Here is a 14,637-nt window from a genome sequence, read left to right as displayed (position 1 = left end):
CGGATGTACTGAAACGGCCGTGCGACCCGCTCGATCCCTGGATTGAGCGGGTTTTGTCCGTTGCCAAGCACGGTGGAAGATGAGCGCCAGGAAATCGGCAGAACCTTCGCCCGCAGGTATCGCGCGTTCCAACCGCCAACGTCTGGCGGCTGAAGAAGGCGCGCGCGCGATGGCGGATGCCGAACGGCAGTCTGCCGAACTCCGCAAGAACATGGCGCGGCTACGCGAGTTGCGGGAGGCCAAGGAAGCGGCCGACGCAGATATTCGCGCGTCGTTGCCGGCGCCTGTGCCGAAGAAGCGCGCGCGGAAATCGCCGCGCTAGAGTGTTTTCGAGCGAAGTGGATACCGGTTCGCGGCAGGAAAACGCGTCAAAACAAGAATCTAGAGCCCCGTTCCGATTCCATCGGAACGTGAAGGGCTCTAGTCGGGTTCGATAGCGCCGACGATCACTCCAGGAGGGCCGGTCACATGCCAAAGAGTGCGGGTCGTGCCTAGGATCAAGCCGGACAAGGGCGGCACCATCACCTTTTTCCTCGCGCTTGGCGCGGGTCGACAGATGTGCCGGCTTGCCACCACGTTTCAGACGCAGAAGCAGGCCTTCAGCTATCTCCAGAAGTACCGGACGGAGTTCGAGCGGATCGCGCGGATACGGCTGGCTTCCGGCGAACTTGAAGACGGGATCGTCGTGCTCTCGATGCTCTAGGCCGATGCTATAGGCCAGGCGCGGGCGCCGATCGTGAGGCGCCCCTTCATGCCGCTCCCTATTCGGAGCGACCCCTCGGCTTGGCCTCGCGGGGCTTGGCTTCGCGGGCCAACCGTTCCGCTTTCAACCGCTCACGGTTCTCGTTGAAGGAGTGCTGGTCCTTCGCATAGTCGTTCATCGGCTTGTGCGTGTTGGCAGGCTTGAACGCCTTGTCGGCTTCACGCTTGGCGCGATCAGAGGATTGATGTCTCAACATATCGACCTCGGTTTGATCAACGGGCGTGGTCCTGGCAAGTGCCGGACGCGACGCCTCCCGCTCGCAAGCTGAGATGGATCGACTTGTCATCCTCGGAACGAGGAGGACAATTCTTCAGCGTTGGGCAGGTATTCTGCGAGGCGCTCGGTCACTCGCTGTGGAGGCGGCTCGCTCGCATTTCCGGGAGCGCGCCGGCGAAAGAATAACGGCCGGCGACCGCATCGGTTCCACCGGCCCCGTCCTTAATTCGGCGTCGGCTGGTCATCGCCGCAAGCGTGCCGATTGCGCGATGCAGTTCCTCTCGCCGCCAACAAAAAGGCCGCCGAAAACCGGCGGCCTTTCGTGTCTCAAATCGAACCGCTTACTCCGCGGCCTGCTTCTGCGGCGGGTCGAGCGCGCCGGACTCGTGGATATCGGCGACCTGGTGATCCGAGAAGCCGAGCACGGAGCGCAGGATCTCGTCGGTGTGCTCGCCGAGCAGCGGCGAACGCTCGACCTCGCTCGGGGAATCCGACAGCTTGATCGGGTTGCCGACCGAGATGTACTTGCCGCGGGTGGGGTGGTCGACCTCGACCACGGTGCCGGTCGCGCGCAGCGACTGGTCCTCGGCGATCTCCTTCATCGACAGGATCGGGCCGCAGGGGATGTCGTCCTTGTTGAGGATTTCCATCGCCTCGAACTTGGTCTTGGTCATCGTCCACTGCTCGATGCGGGCGAAGATCTCGTTGAGGCGCGGCAGGCGGACGGCCGGCTTGGCGTAGTTCGGATCGGTCTTCCAGGTCGGCTCGCCGATCACGTCGCAGATCTTCTCCCAGACCGGGGCCTGGGTGATGAAGTAGATGTAGGCGTTGGGATCGGTCTCCCAGCCCTTGCACTTCAGGATGCGGCCGGGCTGGCCGCCGCCGGAATCGTTGCCGGCGCGCGGCACGGCATCGCCGAACGGAATGCCTTCGCCGAACTGGCTATATTCCTTGAGCGGACCGTGGGCGAGGCGCTGCTGGTCACGCAGCTTGACGCGGGCGAGGTTCAACACGCCGTCCTGCATCGCAGCGGTGACCTTCTGACCCTTGCCGGTCGTGGTGCGCTGGTGGAGCGCGGCCAGGATACCGATCGCGAGATGCAGGCCAGTGCCGGTGTCGCCGATCTGCGCGCCGGTGACGAGCGGCAGGCCGTCGCGGAAGCCGGTGGTGGAAGCGGCGCCTCCCGTGCACTGCGCGACGTTCTCATAGACCTTGCAGTCCTCATACGGTCCGGGACCAAAGCCCTTGATCGAGGCGACGATCATCTTCGGGTTGAGGCTGTGGATCTTCTCCCAGGGGAAGCCCATGCGGTCGAGCACGCCGGGGCCGAAGTTTTCGACCAGCACGTCGCACTTCTTGATCAGCTCGGTGAGGACTTCCTTGCCCTTGGGGTTCTTGGTGTCGAGCGTGATCGAGCGCTTGTTGTGGTTCAGCATGGTGAAATACAGGCTGTCCACGTTCGGGATGTCCTGCAACTGGCCGCGGGTGATGTCACCCACGCCCGGGCGTTCAACCTTGATCACGTCGGCGCCGAACCAGGCGAGCAGCTGCGTGCAGGTCGGTCCGGACTGGACGTGGGTGAAGTCGAGAATGCGAACGCCCGTGAGCGCTTTGGTCATCGTATTGCTCCGTATACTCTGTCTGCCCCTGCACCCGCAGGGAGTAATGGGTTGAAGGGGAGGACTAAAGCGCGTTTCGCGCTTTAGCTTTTTGTTTGGGCATGATCTTTCCGGAAAACCGCTTCACACTTTTCCGGATCATGCCTTACTTCTTCTTCTGCAAGACGCTCTGCGGATTGAGGTTGCCGATGCGGCCGCTCTCCGAGCCGGCGGCCGGATCGATCACCGCGTTGATGAGCGTCGGCTTGCCCGAGGCCATCGCCTCGTTGACGGCGCGCTTGAGCTCGTCGGGCGAGGTGGCATTCACGCCGACGCCGCCGAAGGCTTCCATCATCTTGTCGTAACGCGCGCCCTTGACGAACACGGTCGTCGCGGGATCCGCGTTGACGCTGTTGACGTCGGTGCCGCGATAGATGCCGTCATTGTTGAAGATGACGACGCAGATCGGAAGGTTGTAGCGGCAGATGGTCTCGACCTCCATGCCGGAGAAGCCGAAGGCCGAGTCGCCTTCCACCGCGAGCACGGGATGGCCCGTCTCGAGCGCGGCGGCGATCGCCTGGCCCATGCCGATGCCCATCACGCCCCAGGTGCCGACGTCGAGACGCTTGCGCGGCTTGAACATGTCGATGACGCCGCGGGCGAGGTCGAGCGTGTTGGCGCCCTCGTTGACGAGGATCGCCTCGGGATGGTCCTTGATGACGTTCTTCAGCACGCCGAGCGCGCCGTGATAGTCCATCGGCGACTTGTTGTTCATGAGCTTCGGCGCCATCTTGGCGACGTTCTCGTCACGCTTGGACCCGATGGCCTTGGTCCATTCGGCCGGCGGCGCGGTCCAACCCGTGCTGATCGCCTGGTTGAAGGCCGATACGACCGAGCCGATGTCGCCGACGACGGGCGCGACGATCTCGACGTTGGAGTCCATTTCACGCGGTTCGATGTCGACCTGGATGAACTTCTTGGGCGCTTCGCCCCAGCTCTTGCCCTTGCCGTGCGAGAGCAGCCAGTTCAGCCGCGCGCCGATCAGCATGACGACGTCGGACTCTTTCAGCACCGTCGAGCGGGCCGCGCCGGCGCATTGCGGATGCGTGTCGGGGAGGAGGCCCTTGGCCATGCTCATCGGCAGGAACGGCACGCCGCTCTTCTCGACGAAGCTCTTGATCTCCTCGTCGGCCTGCGCGTAGGCCGCGCCCTTGCCGAGGATGATGAGCGGACGCTTTGCGCTCTTGAGCACGTCGAGCGCGCGCTTCACCGACGCAGGCGAGGGGATCTGCGCAGGCGCTGCGTCGATCACCTTGACCAGCGACTTCTGGCCGGCCTCGGCGTTCATCACCTGGCCGAACAGCTTGGCCGGCAGGTCGAGATAGACGCCGCCCGGACGGCCGGAGACGGCGGCGCGGATGGCGCGGGCAAAACCGATGCCGATGTCCTGGGCGTGCAGCACGCGATAGGCCGCCTTGCACAGGGGCTTGGCAATCGCGAGCTGGTCCATTTCCTCGTAGTCGCCCTGCTGCAGGTCGACGATCTCGCGCTCCGAGGAGCCCGAGACCAGGATCATCGGGTAGCAGTTGGTGGTCGCGTGCGCGAGCGCGGTGAGACCGTTGAGGAAGCCGGGCGCGGAGACCGTGAGGCAGACGCCGGGCTTCTTGGTGAGGTAGCCGGCAATGCCCGCGGCATAGCCGGCGTTCTGCTCGTGGCGGAAGGAGATCACGCGAATGCCGGCGGCCTGCGCCATGCGGCCCAAGTCCGTGATCGGGATGCCCGGCACATTATAGATGGTGTTGATGCCGTTCAGCTTGAGCGCGTCGATGACGAGATGGAAGCCATCCGTCAATTCCTGCTCGGTGCCCGGTGCCTCGGACTTGGTCGCGGTGTTCAGCATGGGCCTTGTCTCCCTGGTCTCAATACTGGGGCGAATGTTTCGCCCTTCTGGTGAACGTTGCTAGGTAAAGAGTTCCTGACCGTGCGCTTCGACGTAAGCGGCAAGGCCAAGGGTGTGGTCGCGAGCGCGCTTCTCGGCGAGCTCGGTGTCGCGCGCTTCCAGTGCTTCGATCATGCCGAGATGCTCGGGCAGCGAGGTCGCGGTGCGGTCCTTGCGTCCGATGGTCAGTTGCCGGTAGCCGCGCACGTGCAGCAGCAGGTCGTTGGTGAGATCGACCAGCACGGGCGATTCCGACAGCGAGATCAGCGCCTGGTGGAAGGCGATGTTGGCGCGCGAATATTCCTCGACGTGATCCTCGGGCAGGCGGTCCTTGCCGAAGTCCTTGAAGTAGTCGCGCAGCGCCGTGATGTCCTTCTTGCGCGCGGTGGTGGTGATGAGGCGGGCCGCCATGCTCTCCAGCGCCGCCCAGGCGCGGATCATGTCGACGATCTCGCTCTTGGTCCGGCGCACCACCATGATGCCGCGGCGCGGCACGGTCTTCACGAAACCGTCCTGCTCGAGCATCGCGATCGCTTCGCGGATCGGCGTGCGGCTGACACCCAGGCGCTCGGACAGTGCGCGCTCGTCGAGCATCACCGGCTCGGGCGTCGAGTAGATGTCCATCTTGAGGATGGCTTCCTTCAAGGCGTCATACGCCTTGTTCTTGAAGCTGCTCTCCGGGGCAATACGAACGATTGCGATATCTGCCTCGGCCATGTTCGGCAACGCCTTGGTTGGTTTCCGCAGTGACACGACGAATCTCCTCCGTTGGGAGTCGTCTTTTACAGGATTATTAACGGGAAAGTTTTTGGCATACCACATGCCAGAATGTCAAGCTGCCTATTTTTTGCGGCATTCCAGGCAGTGCCGCAGCTTGACAAATTGGCTTCTGGCATACCAAATGCCATCGCCAGCCATTTTTGATCCAAGCGGGCGGAGTAATCTCGGGCTTTATGCCACTCCGTCCCGCCGCATGGAACAGAGCGCGGCGAATGGCAAGCATCACGGGCAGCCGCAACACGCGCGCGCTTTGCAAAGAACGAACTAGGTCAAGGGAGAAAGCCACATGTCCAATTCCAAAGATGCCGTCCGCAAGGTGCTCGACCAGGTCAAGGCGGACAATCGCACCAGCCTGACGGCGCCGGAAGGCAAGCTGGTCTGCGACGCCTACGGCATTCCGGTGCCGAAGGAGGGCGTGGCAAGGTCGGCGGGCGAGGCCGGCAAGATGGCGTCCTCGATGGGCTTCCCGGTCGTGATGAAGATCGTTTCGCCCGACATTCTCCACAAGACCGAAGCCGGCGGCGTCATCGTCGGCCTCAAGACGGCCGAGGAGGCCGAGAAGGCCTACGAGACCATTCTCTCCAACGCCAAGAAATATAAGTCCGACGCCAAGATCGAGGGCGTCCAGGTGCAGCAGATGCTGGCTGGCGGCACCGAAGTCATCGTCGGCTCGATCACCGACGGCTCGTTCGGCAAGCTGGTCGCCTTCGGCCTCGGCGGCGTGCTGGTCGAAGTGCTGAAGGACATCACCTTCCGCCTCGCGCCCGCGACCAAGGAAGACGCGCTGTCGATGCTCGACGGCATCCAGGCCCATGAGATCCTGAAGGGCGTGCGCGGCGGCGAGGCGGTGAACCGTACGGCGCTCGCCGACGTCATCGTCAAGGTCTCGCAGCTCGTCACCGATTTCCCTGAGATCGTCGAGCTCGACCTCAATCCGGTGTTCGCGACGGCGAAGAGCGCGATTGCGGCCGACGTGCGTATCGTCGTCGACTTCGCCTATGTGCCCAAGCCGAAGCCGCGCCCGACCGAAGAGATTGTAGCTGCCATGAGCCGCATCATGCAGCCGAAGGCGGTCGCCGTGGTCGGCGCCTCCGCCGAGGACGGCAAGATCGGCAACTCCGTGATGAAGAACCTCATCAACGGCGGCTACAAGGGCGACATCTATCCGATCCATCCCAAGGCAACCGAGATCCTCGGCTACAAGGCCTACAAGAGCGTCAAGGACGTGCCGGGCGTGATCGACACCGCGGTGTTCGCGATTCCCGCGAAGTTCGTGACGGCTGCCCTCACCGAATGCGGCGAGAAGAAAATCCCGGGTGCGGTGCTGATTCCGTCGGGCTTTGCGGAGGCCGGCGCGCCGGAGCTGCAGGCCGAGATCGTCGAGGTCGGCAAGAAGTACGACATCCGCCTGATGGGGCCGAACATCTACGGCTTCTACTATACGCCCGCCAATCTCTGCGCGACCTTCTGCACCGCCTACGACGTCAAGGGCCACGCGGCGCTGTCGTCGCAGTCGGGCGGCATCGGCATGGCCATCATCGGCTTCTCGCGCTCGGCCAAGATGGGCGTCTCGGCGATCGTCGGCCTCGGCAATAAGTCCGACATCGACGAGGACGATCTGCTCGCCTTCTTCGAGCAGGATCCCAACACCAACCTGATCGCGCAGCACTGCGAGGACCTCAAGGACGGCCGCGCCTTCGCGGAAGCCGCCAAGCGCGTCTCCAAGAAGAAGCCGGTCGTCGTGCTCAAGGCCGGCCGCACCTCTGCCGGCGCCAAGGCGGCGTCCTCGCACACCGGCGCGCTCGCCGGCAACGACAAGATCTACGAGGACGTGCTGGCGCAGTCGGGCGTGATCCGCGCCCGCAGCTTGCGGCAGCTGCTCGAATTCGCCCGCGGCGTGCCGGTGCTGCCGACGCCGAAGGGCGAGAACGTGCTGATCATCACCGGTGCGGGCGGCTCGGGCGTGCTGCTGTCGGACTCCTGCGTCGACAACGGCCTGTCGCTGATGTCGATGCCGCCGGATCTGGACGCGGCCTTCCGCAAGTTCATCCCGCCGTTCGGCGCGGCCGGAAATCCTGTGGATATCACCGGTGGCGAGCCGCCGATCACCTATGTCAACACGGTGAAGCTCGGCCTGTCGGACGAGCGCATCCATTCGCTGATCCTCGGCTACTGGCACACCATCGTCACGCCGCCGATGGTGTTCGCCCGCAACATGGTCGAGGTGAAGAAGGAGATGGAGGCCAAGGGCTTCGTGAAGCCGATCGTCGCCTCGCTCGCCGGCGACGTCGAGGTCGAGGAGGCCGCCGAATATCTCTACCAGAACGGCATCCCGGCCTACGCCTACTCCACCGAGCTTCCGGTCGAGGTGCTCGGCGCCAAGTACAAGTGGGCGCGCGGGGCAGGGCTGCTCTGAGCATGACGACCTTCGCCTCTCCCCGCTTGCGGGGAGAGGCCGGAATTTGCGCAGCAAATTCCGGGTGAGGGGGACTCTCCGCGAGTCTGACTGCTACCGTCCTTGCGGAGGCTCCCCCTCACCCTGACCCTCTCCCCGCAAGCGGGGAGAGGGGAAGAAGTACGAATGCAGGTCGCGATGAGCAAGAACGTGATCCGGCGCAAATCGCTCGAGCCTCGATCGCCATCGGAGGCCGACCACGAGGCGCGCGATGGCGGCGTGCAGTCCGTCGATCGCGCGCTGTCGATCCTCGAGACGCTGGCCGAAGACGACGAAGGCTATCGCCTCAGCGACCTTGCCGTGCGCACCGGCCTGTCGGCCTCGACCGTGCACCGCCTGCTGGCGACGCTGGAAAGCCGCCGCTTCGTGCAGTTCGACCGCGCCGAGTCCAAATGGCATGTCGGCGTGCGCAGCTTCACGGTCGGCGCGAGCTTTGCCCGGCGGCGTAATTTCTCCACGCAGGCGATTCCCTATTTGCGCAAGCTGCGCGATCTCACCCGCGAGACCGCCAATCTCGCCGTCGTCGACGACGAGTTCATCATCGTGCTGACCCGCATGGAGAGTCGCGAGATCATGCGCTCGCTGACCCAGGTCGGCGGCCGCGTCGCCATGGTGACGTCAGGCGTCGGCAAGGCGGTGCTTGCGACTTATTCCGACGAGGACGTCGGCGCGGTCATCCGCCATCACGGCATGCCCCGCCTGACCGAGAAGTCGATCGTGCGGCCGGGCGACCTGTTCAAGGAGCTCGCGACGATCCGCAAACAGGGCTTTGCGATCGATGACGAAGAGGCCTGCATGGGCCTGCGCTGTATTGCCGCAGTCGTCTACAACGACTGCGCCGAGCCGCTGGCGGCGATCTCCGTCTCCGGCATGACCAGTCGTCTGACCGACGACAGGTTGCCGGAAATCGGCCAAATCGTGCGCGAAGTCGCCGGCGAGCTGACCGTCGCGCTCGGCGGGGTGATGCCGAAGTCTGGCTAACAAGGAACCGGGCCTGTCGCTGGACAGCATCGGCCGTTTTGGCTGATATGCGACCAAACGACACAATGCGGCAAACGATCAACGACGTCCGCACGAGCCTGGAGAATGCCCCCATGTTTAGATTTCCCGCGCGCCTTGTCGGCGCAGCCGTGGCGCTGACCCTTGCGGCAGCCACGCCTGCCTTCGCCCAGCAGCTCGAGCTCAAGCTGATGGCACCGGCGGCACCGGGCGGGGGCTGGGACCAGACCGCGCGTTCGATGCAGCAGGCGCTGGTCGCCGCGGGCGTCGCGCGCAGCGTGCAGGTCACCAACGTTCCCGGCGCCGGCGGCAGCGTCGGCATCGCGCAGTTCGTCAACGGCGCCAAGGGCGACGGCAACCAGCTGATGGTCAATGGCTTCGTCATGGTCGGCGCGCTCGCCATGAACAAGTCGCCGGTGACGCTCGAGCAGGTGACGCCGATCGCGCGCCTCACCGAGGAAATCCAGGTGATCGTGGTGCCGGCGAATTCGCCGATCAAGAATGCGCAGGATCTGGCCGCCGCGGTCAAGGCCGATATCGCCAAGGTGACCTTCGCCGGCGGTTCGGCCGGCGGCGTCGACCATGTGATGGCGGCATTGTTCGCCGGCGCCGTCGGCGCCGATGCGAAGAAGATCAACTACATCCCATTCTCCGGCGGCGGCGAGTCTCTGGCGGCGATCCTCGGCGGCAAGGTGACCGCGGGCATTTCGGGGATGAGCGAATATGAAGGCCAGATCAAGTCCGGCAAGCTGCGCGCGATCGGCGTGACCTCGGAGAAGCGCATCGCCGGCAGCGACATCCCGACCTTCAAGGAGCAGGGCATCGACCTCGTGATCGCCAACTGGCGTTCGGTGGTCGCGCCTCCCGGCATCACGCCGGAGCAGCGCAAGACCTTGAGCGATGCGGTCGAGAAGATGGTGAAGTCGGACGCCTGGAAGGAGATCCTCAAGCAGAAGGGCTGGGAGGACGCCTATCTCGGCGGCGACGCCTTCGCCGACTTCCTGAAGAAGGAAACCGTGCGTGTCACCGACGTGCTGAAATCGGTCGGCCTGGTCAAGTCATGACCTCAGGCGATCCGGCCCAGCCGCCGCGGCGCGTCGATCGCGCCGGCATCGTCATCGCCGCACTGCTCGCAGGTCTCGCTGCGGTGCTGGTCTGGGACGCGCGCGGCCTGCAATCCACCGCGATGTACGGGATGGGGCCGGAGGCGATGCCGGTCGTGATCGCGACCGGCCTTGCGCTGCTCGCGATCGGCAATCTCATCGACGCGCTGCGCGGCAATCTGCCGGCGCGCGAGAGCGCCGATCCCGTGCCTGTGGTCTTGATCCTCGCCGGACTTGCGCTCCTGATCGCCATCATCGGCTTCGGCGGCGGCTTCATCCTGGCGACGTCGGCGCTGTTCGTCACGACGTCGGCGGCATTCGGACGCCGTGCCGTCCTTGTCGATTCCGTCATCGCCCTCGTGATGTCGACCCTCATCTATCTCGCGTTCGACCGGCTGTTGACGCTGAGCCTTCCCGCCGGCCCCCTGGAGCGACTGCTGTGATGGACACCTTTGCCGCGCTGGCGCATGGCATGGCGGTCGCCGTCCAGCCGATGAATCTGCTCTATGCGCTGATCGGCGTGTTCCTCGGCACGGCCGTGGGCGTGCTGCCCGGCATCGGCCCGGCGCTGACGGTCGCGCTGCTGCTGCCTGTCACCTACAAGCTCGATCCCGGCGGCTCGCTGATCATGTTTGCCGGCATCTATTATGGCGGCATGTATGGCGGCTCGACCACCGCGATCCTGATCAACACGCCGGGCGAGAGCGCGTCGATGGCGACCGCGCTCGAAGGCAACAAGATGGCCAAGGCCGGCCGCGGCGGGCCGGCGCTCGCGACCTCCGCGATCGGCTCCTTCGTGGCCGGCACCATCGCCACCATCGGGCTCGCCTTTCTCGCGCCCTGGCTGGTCGATTTCGCCGTGCGCTTCGGCCCCGAGGATTATTTCGCGCTGATGTGCGTTGCCTTCGTCACTGTGTCGGCGACCTTCGGCGATTCCCCGATCCGCGGCCTCACCAGCCTGTTCATCGGCCTGACGCTGGGCCTCGTCGGCATCGACAAGCTGACCGGTCAGGCGCGGCTCGCGTTCGGCATCCCCGAGCTGCTCGACGGCGTCGAGGTGACGACGCTTGCGGTCGGTCTGTTCGCAGTCGGCGAGGCGCTCTACGTCGCATCGCGCCGCCACCACACCGAGGAGAAGCTCGAGCCGGTGCGCGGGTCGCTGTGGATGACGAAGGAAGACTGGAAGCGGTCGTGGAAGCCGTGGCTGCGCGGCACCATGTTCGGCTTCCCGATCGGCGCGCTGCCGGCGGGCGGCGCGGAGATCCCGACCTTCCTGTCCTATTCGACCGAGAAACGGCTGACGAAGTACCCGGAAGAATTCGGCAAGGGTGCGATCGAAGGCGTCGCGGGACCGGAGGCCGCCAACAACGCTTCGGCCGCCGGAACGCTGGTGCCGCTCTTGACGCTGGGATTGCCGACCTCGGCGACGGCCGCGATGATGCTGGCGGGCTTCCAGCAATACGGCCTCAACCCGGGGCCGCTGCTGTTCGCCGAGCGGCCTGACCTCGTGTGGGGCCTGATCGCAAGTCTCTTCATCGCCAATTGCATGCTGCTGGTGCTCAATTTGCCGCTGGTCGGCCTGTGGGTGCGGCTGCTTGCGATCCCGCAGCCATGGCTCTATGCCGGCATCCTCGTCTTCGCGACCATGGGCACCATCGCAGCAAAGCCCTCGGTGGTCGAATTGTCGATGCTGGCCGGCTTCGGCGTGCTCGGCTTCCTGATGCGGCGGTTCGATTTTCCGATCGCGCCCGTCGTCGTCGGCCTGATCCTCGGCCCGATCGCCGAGAGCCAGTTGCGCAGGGCGCTCGCGATCAGCCTCGGCGATCCCATGACGCTGCTCCAGAGCCCGATCTCGGCGACGCTGCTCGGCATTGCGCTGGTTGCGCTGCTGGCCCCATTCGTGCTGAAGGGGATGGGGCGCTTCAAGGCGAACGAGGACTAGCCGTCCCGGCGCGCGCGTCCTTGAATGCTGCGTCCATCCCGTTGAGGAAACGCCATGCCGTCGGAACTTCGCTCGCCCCGTCTCGCCGTCCTGATCGATGCCGACAACGCCTCCGCAAAGATCGCGGATGGACTGTTCGAGGAGATTGCCAAGATCGGCGAAGCAAGCGTTCGCCGCATCTATGGCGACTTCTCCAATGCGCGATCGAGGGGCTGGGCCGACATCCTGTCGAAGCACGCCATCATCCCGCAGCAGCAATTCGCCTATACGACGGGAAAGAACGCGTCCGACATAACCCTGGTCATCGACGCCATGGACCTGCTTCACAGCGGCCGGTTCGACGGCTTCTGCCTGGTGTCGTCAGACAGCGACTTTACCCGTCTGGCCGCCCGCATCCGGGAGCAGGGCGTCGATGTCTTCGGGTTCGGCGAGCAGAAGACGCCGGAAAGCTTCAGGCAGGCCTGCCGAAGGTTCGTCTACACCGAGAACCTGCTTGCCGCCCCGGCGACCACCCAGGACGCCGCCGCGAGATCGACATCGCTTCAGCCGCCTGATGCCGCGACCCCCATCATCAAGAAGGTCATCACCCAGATGGAGAGCGAGGACGGCTGGGTCGCGCTCGGGGAAGTCGGACGGCAGCTCGCCAACCTGGCGTCGGATTTCGATCCGAGAACGTTCGGGTTCCGCAAGCTGAGCGATCTCGTGCGGAAGACGAACTCGTTCGAGATCGACGAGTCAAAAGGCCGGGCGATGCGGATTCGGGTCAAGCCCGCTGCCGCAGCACCGCCGAGACGGCGGAACCCGCGCCGGCCTGCAAGGGCGGGAGCGGCGGGCGGTTCGGCGCCTAAGGCGTAAGCAGGGCCTGCCGTTATATTTGCGCTTGCCCGCTATGGCGCGGGGCGTAACCATCGCGGGGCCGTAACGCCACGCGAGGGTCCCGATGACCAGACTTACCCGCTTTACCGTCTCGCCCCTGCACGCGATGACCCGGCGTCTGGCCGATGTCGCCTCCGCGCGCGTCGCGCCGGATCTCGTGGTCACGGGAGCCCGGGTGCTGTCGACCTATTCGGAGCGCATCCACGCGAACCGCGAGGTCTGGATCACCGGGGGTCGCGTCGCCGCGGTCAAGCCGGCTGGAACAGCGAAGAAGGCGTGGAGCGGTGTCACGACCTACGACGCGGCCGGCGGCATCATCGCGCCGGGGCTGGTCGATCCGCACATCCACATCGAATCCTCAATGGTGACGGCCTGCGCCTATGCCGAGGCCGCACTGCTGAACGGCACCACCACGATCTTCTGCGACAGCCACGAGATCGGCAACGTCATGGACGTCGCCGGCGTGGAGGCGATGCTGGAGGACGCGCGCGAGGCGCCGCTCTCGATCTTCCTGACGGTGCCGTCGACCGTGCCGGCCACGTCGGCGGAGCTTGAGACCGCGGGCGGCGACCTCACGCCCGACAAGATCGCCGGCCTGTTCGACCGCTGGCCCGAGGCAGTGGCGCTCGGCGAGAAGATGGATTTCGTGCCGGTGACCATGGGCGACGAGCGCAGCCACGCGATCCTCGCCGCCGCCTTGAAGCGCGGCCGCCCGGTGTCCGGCCACGTCTACGGCCGCGAGTTCGTCGCGGCCTATGCGGCGAGCGGCGTCACCGACACCCATGAAGCGATCGACCGCGACATCGCCGACGATCTGCTCGACGCCGGCGTCTGGGTGTTCCTGCGCGGCGGCCCGCCGACCACGCCCTGGCACTCGCTGCCGCAGGCGATCCGGACGATCACCGAGCTTGGGGCTTCGCACAAGCGCACCGCCGTGTGCACCGACGATCGCGACGCCGACGATCTCCTGCTGTTCGGCCTCGACTGGGTGGTGCGCGAGGCGGTGAAGGCCGGGATGTCGCCGGAGCAGGCCTGGTCGATGGGCTCGTTGCACGGCGCCACGCGCTTCGGCATGGAAGGCGATATCGGCGGGCTCGGCGGCGGCCGCCGCGCCGATCTCGTGCTGATGGACGACAATCTCAAGCCGCAATGCACCTGGTATGGCGGCGAGCTGGTGGTGGAGGATCGCAAGATCACGCCGCGTCTCGATCAGGCGCTGTCGCAGCGCTATCAATATCCGAAGGCGGCCTATGCGACCGTGAAGCTGCCGGAGAAGATGAAGCTGACGCCGGAGCTGCCGGCCAAGGCCTGCACCGTCAACGCCATCAAGACCGCGCTGCCCGGCATCACGCTGATCCATGAGAAGGTCAGAATCGAGCCGGCCAAGGACTGGCCGTCGCTCTTCGCGAGCTACGGCCTGTGCTTCGTCACGGTGGTCGAGCGCCACGGCAAATCGGCCGGCAATGTCGCCTATGGCCTGCTGAAGGATTTCGGCCTGAAGCGCGGCGCGGTCGCCTCCAGCGTCGGGCATGACAGCCACAACATCATCGTCGCCGGAACCAACGAAGGCGACATGCAGGTCGCGATCGCGGCGATCAAGGAGCACCAGGGCGCCGTCTGCGTCGTCGCCGACGGCAAGGTGAGGGCGCTGGTGCCGCTGCCGATCGCGGGGCTCCTGTCCGACAAGCGCGTCACGGAGGTGGCCGAAGAGGTCAAGGTGCTGAAGAAGGAATGGGCGGAAGCCGGCTGCACCATCCCCTACATGGGCTTCAATTTGATTCCGCTATCGGTCATTCCGGAAATTCGCATCACCGACAAGGGCCTCGTGCTGGTGCCGCAGATGGAACTGGCGCCGCTGTTCGAATGATCGCTTTCACGGATGTCTCGATCTAACTGATTGAGACGTCCACGATTTTTCCACGGCTGCCGCATCGTGGAAAATAAAATCGATCTCGTTGAGATCGGC

At 65.2% G+C, this 14,637-nt stretch carries 13 protein-coding genes; 9 read left to right on the top strand and 4 right to left on the bottom strand.

What is annotated here, in order from left to right; genetic code table 11:
• Positions 1-79: 79 nt before the first annotated feature.
• Both A3M7_RS0124825 and A3M7_RS0124820 read left to right on the top strand, forming a co-directional pair.
• Positions 80-322 carry a hypothetical protein gene (locus A3M7_RS0124825; RefSeq protein WP_027546334.1) on the top strand — a complete coding sequence of 81 codons (243 nt, stop codon included), beginning with the start codon at positions 80-82 and terminating at the stop codon, positions 320-322.
• Positions 323-478: 156 nt separating this feature from the next.
• Entirely contained in the window at positions 479-703 is a 225-nt protein-coding gene (locus A3M7_RS0124820) for a hypothetical protein (protein WP_027546333.1), read from the top strand.
• A 58-nt stretch (positions 704-761) separates the two neighbouring features.
• Here A3M7_RS0124820 and A3M7_RS0124815 read toward each other — a convergent pair whose 3' ends face one another.
• The 4 genes from A3M7_RS0124815 to A3M7_RS0124800 all read right to left on the bottom strand — a co-directional run bounded on the left by A3M7_RS0124815 (position 762) and on the right by A3M7_RS0124800 (position 5,233).
• Entirely contained in the window at positions 762-959 is a 198-nt protein-coding gene (locus tag A3M7_RS0124815; RefSeq protein ID WP_027546332.1) for a hypothetical protein, read from the bottom strand.
• Between the two features lie 361 nt (positions 960-1,320).
• Positions 1,321-2,598 carry a formyl-CoA transferase gene (gene frc / locus A3M7_RS0124810; RefSeq protein ID WP_027546331.1) on the bottom strand — a complete coding sequence of 426 codons (1,278 nt, stop codon included), beginning with the start codon at positions 2,596-2,598 and terminating at the stop codon, positions 1,321-1,323.
• Positions 2,599-2,743: 145 nt separating this feature from the next.
• Positions 2,744-4,477 (bottom strand): oxalyl-CoA decarboxylase, encoded by a 1,734-nt coding sequence (oxc, locus tag A3M7_RS0124805; RefSeq protein WP_027546330.1) that lies wholly within the window; start codon positions 4,475-4,477, stop codon positions 2,744-2,746.
• Positions 4,478-4,537: 60 nt separating this feature from the next.
• Positions 4,538-5,233 carry a GntR family transcriptional regulator gene (locus A3M7_RS0124800; RefSeq protein ID WP_166819518.1) on the bottom strand — a complete coding sequence of 232 codons (696 nt, stop codon included), beginning with the start codon at positions 5,231-5,233 and terminating at the stop codon, positions 4,538-4,540.
• Between the two features lie 349 nt (positions 5,234-5,582).
• On the opposite strand from A3M7_RS0124800, the gene A3M7_RS0124795 reads away from it, so the two are divergent.
• The 7 genes from A3M7_RS0124795 to A3M7_RS0124765 all read left to right on the top strand — a co-directional run bounded on the left by A3M7_RS0124795 (position 5,583) and on the right by A3M7_RS0124765 (position 14,538).
• Positions 5,583-7,712, top strand: coding sequence for an acetate--CoA ligase family protein (locus tag A3M7_RS0124795; protein ID WP_027546328.1), 2,130 nt, complete (start codon positions 5,583-5,585; stop codon positions 7,710-7,712).
• Between the two features lie 177 nt (positions 7,713-7,889).
• A complete protein-coding gene (locus tag A3M7_RS0124790; RefSeq protein WP_027546327.1) occupies positions 7,890-8,732 on the top strand; it encodes an IclR family transcriptional regulator in 843 nt (280 codons plus the stop codon).
• A gap of 113 nt (positions 8,733-8,845) precedes the next feature.
• Positions 8,846-9,814, top strand: coding sequence for a tripartite tricarboxylate transporter substrate binding protein (locus A3M7_RS0124785; protein WP_027546326.1), 969 nt, complete (start codon positions 8,846-8,848; stop codon positions 9,812-9,814).
• A complete protein-coding gene (locus tag A3M7_RS0124780) occupies positions 9,811-10,296 on the top strand; it encodes a tripartite tricarboxylate transporter TctB family protein (RefSeq protein ID WP_027546325.1) in 486 nt (161 codons plus the stop codon). The genes A3M7_RS0124785 and A3M7_RS0124780 overlap by 4 nt, the downstream gene beginning before the upstream one ends.
• Positions 10,296-11,795 carry a tripartite tricarboxylate transporter permease gene (locus tag A3M7_RS0124775; protein ID WP_027546324.1) on the top strand — a complete coding sequence of 500 codons (1,500 nt, stop codon included), beginning with the start codon at positions 10,296-10,298 and terminating at the stop codon, positions 11,793-11,795. Before A3M7_RS0124780 ends, A3M7_RS0124775 begins: the two co-directional genes overlap by 1 nt.
• Before the next feature lie 54 nt (positions 11,796-11,849).
• Positions 11,850-12,650, top strand: a complete 801-nt coding sequence (locus A3M7_RS0124770; protein WP_027546323.1) for an NYN domain-containing protein — start codon at positions 11,850-11,852, stop codon at positions 12,648-12,650.
• 85 nt (positions 12,651-12,735) lie between these two features.
• Positions 12,736-14,538, top strand: a complete 1,803-nt coding sequence (locus A3M7_RS0124765) for an adenine deaminase C-terminal domain-containing protein (protein WP_027546322.1) — start codon at positions 12,736-12,738, stop codon at positions 14,536-14,538.
• Positions 14,539-14,637 lie beyond the last annotated feature (99 nt).

Source organism: Bradyrhizobium sp. WSM2254 (genome assembly GCF_000472645.1).
Taxonomy (GTDB): Bacteria; Pseudomonadota; Alphaproteobacteria; order Rhizobiales; family Xanthobacteraceae; genus Bradyrhizobium; species Bradyrhizobium niftali.
Note: the sequence above shows the minus strand (reverse complement) of the source record. Positions and strands in the feature narration are given on the sequence as shown.

Excerpts from the sequence above, each read along its gene's own strand:
- A3M7_RS0124825 (WP_027546334.1), top strand. The coding sequence starts at position 80 with ATGAGCGCCAGGAAATCGGCAGAACCTTCGCCCGCAGGTATCGCGCGT.
- A3M7_RS0124815 (WP_027546332.1), bottom strand. The coding sequence starts at position 959 with ATGTTGAGACATCAATCCTCTGATCGCGCCAAGCGTGAAGCCGACAAG.
- frc (WP_027546331.1), bottom strand. The coding sequence starts at position 2,598 with ATGACCAAAGCGCTCACGGGCGTTCGCATTCTCGACTTCACCCACGTC.
- oxc (WP_027546330.1), bottom strand. The coding sequence starts at position 4,477 with ATGCTGAACACCGCGACCAAGTCCGAGGCACCGGGCACCGAGCAGGAA.
- A3M7_RS0124800 (WP_166819518.1), bottom strand. The coding sequence starts at position 5,233 with ATGGCCGAGGCAGATATCGCAATCGTTCGTATTGCCCCGGAGAGCAGC.
- A3M7_RS0124795 (WP_027546328.1), top strand. The coding sequence starts at position 5,583 with ATGTCCAATTCCAAAGATGCCGTCCGCAAGGTGCTCGACCAGGTCAAG.
- A3M7_RS0124790 (WP_027546327.1), top strand. The coding sequence starts at position 7,890 with ATGAGCAAGAACGTGATCCGGCGCAAATCGCTCGAGCCTCGATCGCCA.
- A3M7_RS0124785 (WP_027546326.1), top strand. The coding sequence starts at position 8,846 with ATGTTTAGATTTCCCGCGCGCCTTGTCGGCGCAGCCGTGGCGCTGACC.
- A3M7_RS0124780 (WP_027546325.1), top strand. The coding sequence starts at position 9,811 with ATGACCTCAGGCGATCCGGCCCAGCCGCCGCGGCGCGTCGATCGCGCC.
- A3M7_RS0124775 (WP_027546324.1), top strand. The coding sequence starts at position 10,296 with ATGGACACCTTTGCCGCGCTGGCGCATGGCATGGCGGTCGCCGTCCAG.
- A3M7_RS0124770 (WP_027546323.1), top strand. The coding sequence starts at position 11,850 with ATGCCGTCGGAACTTCGCTCGCCCCGTCTCGCCGTCCTGATCGATGCC.
- A3M7_RS0124765 (WP_027546322.1), top strand. The coding sequence starts at position 12,736 with ATGACCAGACTTACCCGCTTTACCGTCTCGCCCCTGCACGCGATGACC.